The organism is Intestinimonas sp. UBA1698, assembly GCF_002320075.1.
Taxonomy (GTDB): Bacteria; Bacillota; Clostridia; order Oscillospirales; family Oscillospiraceae; genus Intestinimonas; species Intestinimonas massiliensis.
This window is the reverse complement of record NZ_DCJO01000004.1, coordinates 56,106-63,133: the sequence shown is the minus strand read 5'-3', so window position 1 is coordinate 63,133 and position 7,028 is coordinate 56,106. Positions and strand designations below refer to the sequence as shown.

The window sequence follows — 7,028 nt, the reverse complement described above, 5'->3', positions numbered from 1 at the left end:
ACCGTGGTAGAAACTTGCTCTAAGACTGCCGCAGACTGCCCCTGTTTGGGTTTTTCCGTACATAGAGCGAACGGGGCGGGGCTTTCAGCCCGCTGTGCGCGGCCTTTTTTCTTTCGTCAAAGATACATTTGAAAGGCCGCCAGCTACCCGCTGTCCGGGGATTTTTTCAAATTTTCTTTTGCCTTAGTAATCCGGGAAACAGGATTTTGGCAACCGGCGGAGCAGAAAATTTTTCCTTTCACTCCCTACAACACCAGCAAAGGCAAAAATGACGGAAATACTGGAAATTTTCTCTTTGCTTCTTAATACGGACAAATTTCAAAAATGCCAAACGGACAACAAAAAAAGCAGCAAATCTTTTTCAGACTTACTGCTTTCGCTGGCCGCCGGTGGGCGGCTGGTATTCAGTTTTTCAGCTTATCGGTCAAAGCGAAACTTGAATAGTGCGGCAATTAGCTGCTGCTTCACATATTCCTCAACCTCGGCATTTACTTGACCGTTCATTTTAGAAAAATACCGGATATATCCGGCGTAATGGGAACGGACGGTGTTTATTGCGTCCGGGTCGCCCTCATGCGCCTTGACGATTGCTTCATAGGGGAGAAGTTTACTCATAGCGGTTTCCCTCCATGAGCCGCCGTAACCGCTGCAAGGTAAGCTGGATATGCCGCCCCGCTGTGCTGCGTGTCCGGCCGATATGTACGCCGATCACTCGCTGCGGCTGGCGCAGGAAATAGTAACGGAAAATTTCTTCCTGTGCCTGCTCCGGCAAACGGGCAAGGGCGGCGGCAAGTTCCGCATGGTACAGAACGGCGGTCTGGCCGCAGGCGGTAAAAAGATATTCTTCAAGCTGCTCCGGCTCGGCAAGCTGGACAAACTTCTCATTCATCAGATAGTCAAGGGAAACTTCCCGTTCCCACCTCCGGCGCAGCTTCAAAATTTTATCTATGGCTGCGTGACGAATGACAATCTTGCAAAAGGCGTTAAAGGTGTACTGGATATGGACTTTGTAGGCTTCATCTTCGGTCATGGAAATTCCCCCTCTCTGATAATAGTGCGGGGCGGCAGCACCCCTTGCTGTCGCCCCTTGTCTGCCTACCAGCAAAGGCGGGCGGGGCTGTCAACGGCGGCGCGTATGCGCCGTTCATCTTGACCGTTGACTGGCTCGGCGGGCTTTGCTAATCAAACTTTTTCTAAATCAAATCTTTCTTCACAAAAATCTTTTTTGAAATCACAAACGATACAAGCCATATAAAAATCCCACAACCACACAAAATAGCTGCTGCTATTGCTGAATTTGATTGCATAAGTGAAGCTAATTTTGAGGGAAAGCTAATTCGTTTTGTTATGTCTATAATAACAGGGGAAAGAAATAGCAAAAAACACACAAACTTTGTCTTTTCATACCCAAACTTATATTGTATCGGAAGAAAAATTCCCATTCCAAACGCTTGAATTAGAAAGACCAACGCAGCAGCTTGAGCAAAGTTATCGAGTTTAAGTTCTGGAATAAATTGCATTTCAACCAAATACGCGATACAGCAGACCGTATAAATAATAAAGTACAGTGTATATTTTGAAATAACCACTTTCCCTTTTGTATAGGGAGTTGAAGAAAGTAGAGCAGTTGCTCTCGGATATTGATTTTCTTTTTCTGATATAGCTAAATTAAATGCGACTGAAGAAATCAAAACCGCCATTAGCAGACTAATCATACCGCCCATTTGAGGCTGCCGCCATGCAAGTAATAATGGCAAACCGATTGCTATTGCAACTACTCCCAAAGAGTAGCCTTTGACTATCATTAAATCTTTCTTTATCAGGGGTATCAACATCTTATTCACCTTCCTTTACATACGCCAGCATTATATCCTCTATCGAAGCCCTTTCAAGAAGTACGTCGGGATAAAGAGATTTGATTTTCGACGCATTATCTGAAATTCCTGTAAATCCATATTTGCTTTTTTCAAAGTGAAGCATAAGCGATTTTATATCCGGGGAAAGATACTTGACATCACCTTTAACAACTCTAAATTTATCAAGCAAGAAATCCTTTTCTTCTTCAAAAAGAATTTTTCCTGCATTTATCATTATCAACATATCTGCTGATTTATCCAAATCGGTTGTATTATGAGTAGAATAAAAAACAGCTCTACCGCCTGGCTCTATATAGGATTTCAATATGTTAATAAACTGTTCTCTCATTAACGGATCAAGTCCACTGGTCGGCTCGTCCATAATGAGTAATTCCGCATTATGTGATAACGCTAACGCCAAAGCGTACTTCATCTTCATTCCCTTAGACAATGTTCCGATTGTCTGCTCCTGTTGCAAAGAAAATCTTTCCAAATATTGTGTGTAGGTGTGATTGTCCCATTCTGAATAGGCAGGAGCAAGTAAAGCTGTCATGTCCTTGATTGTCAATTCGTCATAAAAACAACCACTGTCAAACACAACACCTATTTTATCTTTGAATGTCTTTTCATCTGTTGAAATGTCTTTGCCACGAAACTTGATTATCCCGCCATCTCTATGGACTAAATTCAAAAGTGCATTGATAGTAGTTGTTTTACCTGCACCATTCACACCGATAAATCCGGTTATACAATCCTCATGGATTGAAAAACTGACATTTTTCAGCTCAAAATTTTTATATGTTTTTTTCAATCCGGATACTTCTAAAATCGCAGCCATATCTTATACCTCCTCGTAAAGAATATCCATCATAGCATTGAGTTCATCTTTGCTAATATTTAATGATTTTGCAGTCTGTATCATATCCTGCATTTTCTGTTCTACAAGCCTACGTTTAGTATCTCTTAGTAATTCAGCATTACTTGCAGATACAAACGTTCCAATACCAACTTGACTTACGACAAATCCCTCTTGTTCTAATTCTTCATACACTCGTCGTATCGTAAGCACACTAACGTGCAAATCATTTGCAAAAGAACGAATTGACGGTAACGGGTCACCCTCAACTAATTCATTTTTCAAAATAGCGTCCTTTATCTGGTCTTTGATTTGTTGATACAAAGGGATGTCAGAAGTGTTTGAAATAATTATTTTCAAAAACCTGTTTCCTCCTTGTTTGAGTGTGATGTTTCTACATACACACTATACACTAAATACACTTATTTGTCAATCAATTTGAAAGCAAAAACAAAGCGCAGGACAAGTTATGATGTCCTGCGTTTTACGGAATAGTGGGCTGTCGTCTATCAAATTCTTGTGTGCTACTTTATCGCACATGAGCATTGGAACCTGGGTTGTCCGATCCGTAGCCCTCCAGCAGATTGACAACGCCCCACACGCCAAGTCCAGCGCCGAGAGCCACAACAAGAGTCTGTAAAGTATCAATAGCGGAAGTGAAAAACTGCATAGAGCCTCCTTTTCTCCGGGGTATTCCCGGCCATGAAAAAAGCCGCCATTTCTGGCGGCAGGTTACATACTTCGGGACACTTTGTCCCAAAGCCCTATTTATGCAAAGGCGTCCGGATCGTCGATGTCATCATAATTGAGGATGTCCTCGTCCTCGCTTGTGAGCCCATCATCCGGCACAGCCACGGCATACACCTCACACAGCTCGTCCGGCCCGGGCCGCCTGCGGCGGTTAATGAGCCGGTCAAGGTCAAAGGCGTTTTTCTTTTTGTCGGCTTCAGCCGTATATCGGTAGTTCGGGTGCTTTTTCAAATCGTATTTCGGGGAATAGAACGGGGGCAGGCCCCGAAGCTGTAAAATGCACTTATCCCCGGGCATGGTCGCCAGTTCGCTGGGTGTCATCAGCTCCCGGCCCAGCCGCTGGTTATTTTGACTGTAGCTTTCCGACTGGCCACGGGAGCGGCTGTCCGTCTGCATGGAGATTGTAGCCTTACCCAGCCAGTTCTCGGATATTTCCTTGATGGTGCTGGCCTCCCGGCCTCCGAGGAATATCACGCTGTCCATATTTCCCAAAATGGTTTCGGCGTGTTTATCGTAAATCGCCTTACACTGGGCCAACTGCTGATAGAACAGCGTCAAGCTGATCTCACGGGAACGGATGACAGCCACGATTTTTTCAAGCTGGGGAACCTGTCCTGTGTTGGCGGCCTCGTCCCACAGCACCCGTACATGATGGGGCAGACGGCCTCCGTGAACATTGTCGGCCCTCTCGCACAGCAGATTGAACATCTGCGAAAAGGCCAGAGCCACAAGGAAATTATAGGTTTGCGTAGTGTCCGAGATGATAAAGAACACCGCCGTTTTTCGATCCCCGATGCGGTCAAGCTCCAGCTCGTCATAGGCCATGACCTCCCGAAGCTGGGGGATGTCAAAGGGAGCCAGCCTTGCGCCGCAGGAAATAAGGATCGACTTCGCTGTTTTGCCGCTGGCTAATTTGTACTTTTTATACTGCTTGACCGCAAAGCAATCCGGCTTTCGTTTTTCCAAGCCCGCAAACATATAGTCCACGGCGTTCATAAAGTCCTCGTCATCCTCCTTGACCTCTATCCCGGAAATCATGTCAACCAATGTGTTCATGTTTCGATCCTCGGCGGGGCCCTCAAAAATGATATAGGCGATGAGGGCGCAGTAAAGCAGGGTTTCCGATTTTGTCCAGAACGGATCGCCTTCCTTGCCTTCGCCTTTGGTGTTGGAAATGAGAGCGTCCACAAATTTAAGGATGTCGGCCTCGTTGCGGATGTACGCCAGCGGGTTATAGTGCATGGATTTTGTGAAATCAATGGAATTGAACACCTTGATCCGATACCCACGCTTTTGCAGGAAGTGGCCCACCTGCCCAAGAACGCCTCCTTTGGGATCAACACACACATAGCTGCATCCGCCGTTTTTGTCTGCGCTGGCCTGTAAAATCTGCGGGGTAAGCCAGAACCGGGTTTTGCCGGAGCCGGACGAACCGATCACACAGGCATTGAGGTTGCGGGCGTTGGCGGGATTTTTCGGACGGGTATTCATGGTAAGGAACTCCGTCCCGGTCAGAATGATGTTGTTTTCAAACTTTGGATCTACGAAAGGGGCTATATCTTTCGGACAGCCCCAACGGGCTGATCCATACTCCTCATCCCGCCGAAATTTTTTGGCGTTTTTGCTTTTCACATAGACCATCACCCGGAACGCCACAGCCCCCACAATGCCAACGAGCCAGTCAAAGGGAGCAAGCCCCGGGGCAAAGTCAGCAAAGGCCGGGCCAATGGTCTGGCCCAGCCCCATGAGCTTATGCGCAAAATCCGCACCCGCCGCCAGACGGTAGGCCGTCCCCAGCTTGAGAAAGGCCCACAGGACAAACAGATACGGGATGTTGGGAATAAGGTATTTTTTGATGCTATCGTTCTTCACGAACCACCTCCTTTGTCCGTTCCTGTGTTTTGGGCGGTTCCTTTACAAGCTGTTCCGCCGCTTTTTTGAGCTGTTCCCGGATGGGGATGCGGCTGGATTTTGACTGTTCCAGCAGCCTGCGGGAGTACCGCTCAAAACAGGCGGTAATTGCATCCGCCTGTCCTGCCTTGAAAAACAGCAGGTATTTGTCCGGCCCGGTTTTGTAAAAGGCATAGTCCACATGAAAACGGCGGGCCATACGGTCAAAGAGCTTCGGGGCCTCCACCTCGATGCTGTTCACATTTTCGCCGTGGGCCATGAGCTTTTTCACGCTCTGCCTGCCGTGGGGCCTTTGGGCTTTCTTATGCCGTTTGGCGATCTGGCGGCCCGCCGCCCGGAGCACATAGGCCAGCCCCCGGGCTGTCAGCTTGCTGGCCCGGACAGAAATCGCTATGGAGCTCCGGGAAATTTCTTCATCAATCAGTTACACCGCCTCCTTTCGCCTTGGGACAAATTGTCTCGAAGTCCCGTTACCGTTCCTCATGGTGTTTTTCAGCCAGCCGCCGGAACCCCTCCTTTGAGGAACCGTCAATAATTTCTTGATAAGCGGCCATCTGCTCCCGGATCGAAAGCTGGGGGTAAGCAAAAACCCTGTGTTCAGCGGGGATGTCCTGGGGGCCGTGGTAGACCTCCCGGAAATCGTCACTCACCTTCGTCACATAGCCGCCCGGTGCAAAGTGTCCGTTTTCGTTAATGGAAATGTCCCGCCCGTATGCTTCAAAGTCAAAGTAGGGTTTTATATTGTCCGGCACTTCGAGACTTTCCATATCCTCCACATAAAGGCGGCCCAGCATTTCCTCATTGTCCACGCCGGGATGAAAGTCGTAGCAGTCCAGATTTTGCGTAAGGTTGATCAAGTCCTGCACCGAGCCACAATGCTGGCCGCTGTCCATAACCGCCTCCAGCGTTTCCCGTTCTGATGGGGAGAGCTCCTTCAGCAGATGGGCCAGGTGGTTGAGCTCGTCAATGTTTTCATACTCGCCCAGATAGTCATAAAGGCCGAGAATGTCGCTGTCAAAGGAGATAATAAAGTATTCCTGGCAGCGCACCCCGTCCACGCCGATCCGCTTTAAGAGGGACTGCACCTCCTCCGTGTTGGTGGGGAAATGCAGCGTTTCCCCCACCAGATGCCCCGCACTGTAAAGGGCAGGATTTGAAATGAAAGCCTCAAAAACAGACTCCATCAGCGTTTGCCCTGTCCCTTGACAGTCAGGATGCCCTCAAGGGTGGTGGCGGTAATTCCCAGCCGCTGGGCCACGGCAATATCATTTTTCATGGCCTCGGTCATGGTGTGGCCGCAGACCACCAGCACATGGGAGCGGCGGAGCAGGTCACGGCCCATGTCGATGCCGCTTTTATGCTCCTCGGGTACTGCGTCATTGAGAAACAGAGGCAGATAAAGGGGCGGACAGATCGGGGAAAAGCCTGCCTCATAAACCGCCCGGCAGTAGCGGGCGGCCTGTTCTGCGTTTTCACTGTCGCCGCTCAACCATGCGGCGGTAATGTATGCAAGGGGACGCTTCATAGTCAATACCTCCGATATTTTAATAAGGAAGTTCAACCCAATCCCCCCGCCCTTTCCCAATCATGGGAAAGGGGGCGGCTCTGGAGGATATACCCCCGCCGCTTGCCGGGGAAATAGCACAGCCGGGGCA

Annotated in this window: 9 protein-coding genes and 1 pseudogene; all 10 read right to left on the bottom strand. The window is 48.5% G+C overall.

Going from position 1 to position 7,028, the window contains the following annotated elements:
* Positions 1-417: 417 nt before the first annotated feature.
* The 10 genes and pseudogenes from B3H64_RS01110 to B3H64_RS01065 all read right to left on the bottom strand — a co-directional run bounded on the left by B3H64_RS01110 (position 418) and on the right by B3H64_RS01065 (position 6,898).
* Positions 418-615 carry a helix-turn-helix domain-containing protein gene (locus B3H64_RS01110; protein WP_087235302.1) on the bottom strand — a complete coding sequence of 66 codons (198 nt, stop codon included), beginning with the start codon at positions 613-615 and terminating at the stop codon, positions 418-420.
* Positions 608-1,030, bottom strand: a complete 423-nt coding sequence (locus B3H64_RS01105; protein ID WP_087235303.1) for an RNA polymerase subunit sigma-70 — start codon at positions 1,028-1,030, stop codon at positions 608-610. Before B3H64_RS01105 ends, B3H64_RS01110 begins: the two co-directional genes overlap by 8 nt.
* A gap of 163 nt (positions 1,031-1,193) precedes the next feature.
* A complete protein-coding gene (locus tag B3H64_RS01100; protein ID WP_286732141.1) occupies positions 1,194-1,835 on the bottom strand; it encodes an ABC-2 transporter permease in 642 nt (213 codons plus the stop codon).
* Position 1,836: 1 nt separating this feature from the next.
* Positions 1,837-2,694, bottom strand: coding sequence for an ABC transporter ATP-binding protein (locus B3H64_RS01095; protein WP_286732139.1), 858 nt, complete (start codon positions 2,692-2,694; stop codon positions 1,837-1,839).
* Between the two features lie 3 nt (positions 2,695-2,697).
* Positions 2,698-3,072, bottom strand: a complete 375-nt coding sequence (locus B3H64_RS01090; protein ID WP_286732138.1) for a GntR family transcriptional regulator — start codon at positions 3,070-3,072, stop codon at positions 2,698-2,700.
* Positions 3,073-3,253: 181 nt separating this feature from the next.
* Positions 3,254-3,382, bottom strand: a pseudogene (locus B3H64_RS01085) (Maff2 family mobile element protein); the annotation flags it as partial.
* A 98-nt stretch (positions 3,383-3,480) separates the two neighbouring features.
* Complete coding sequence (locus B3H64_RS01080; protein ID WP_286732135.1) at positions 3,481-5,334, bottom strand: VirD4-like conjugal transfer protein, CD1115 family; 1,854 nt, start codon at positions 5,332-5,334, stop codon at positions 3,481-3,483.
* Positions 5,321-5,716, bottom strand: coding sequence for a PcfB family protein (locus tag B3H64_RS01075; protein WP_158365361.1), 396 nt, complete (start codon positions 5,714-5,716; stop codon positions 5,321-5,323). Before B3H64_RS01075 ends, B3H64_RS01080 begins: the two co-directional genes overlap by 14 nt.
* Before the next feature lie 127 nt (positions 5,717-5,843).
* On the bottom strand, positions 5,844-6,557 hold the full coding sequence (locus B3H64_RS01070; RefSeq protein WP_217935862.1) for an antirestriction protein ArdA: 714 nt from the start codon (positions 6,555-6,557) through the stop codon (positions 5,844-5,846).
* On the bottom strand, positions 6,557-6,898 hold the full coding sequence (locus tag B3H64_RS01065) for a hypothetical protein (RefSeq protein ID WP_014080816.1): 342 nt from the start codon (positions 6,896-6,898) through the stop codon (positions 6,557-6,559). Before B3H64_RS01065 ends, B3H64_RS01070 begins: the two co-directional genes overlap by 1 nt.
* Positions 6,899-7,028 lie beyond the last annotated feature (130 nt).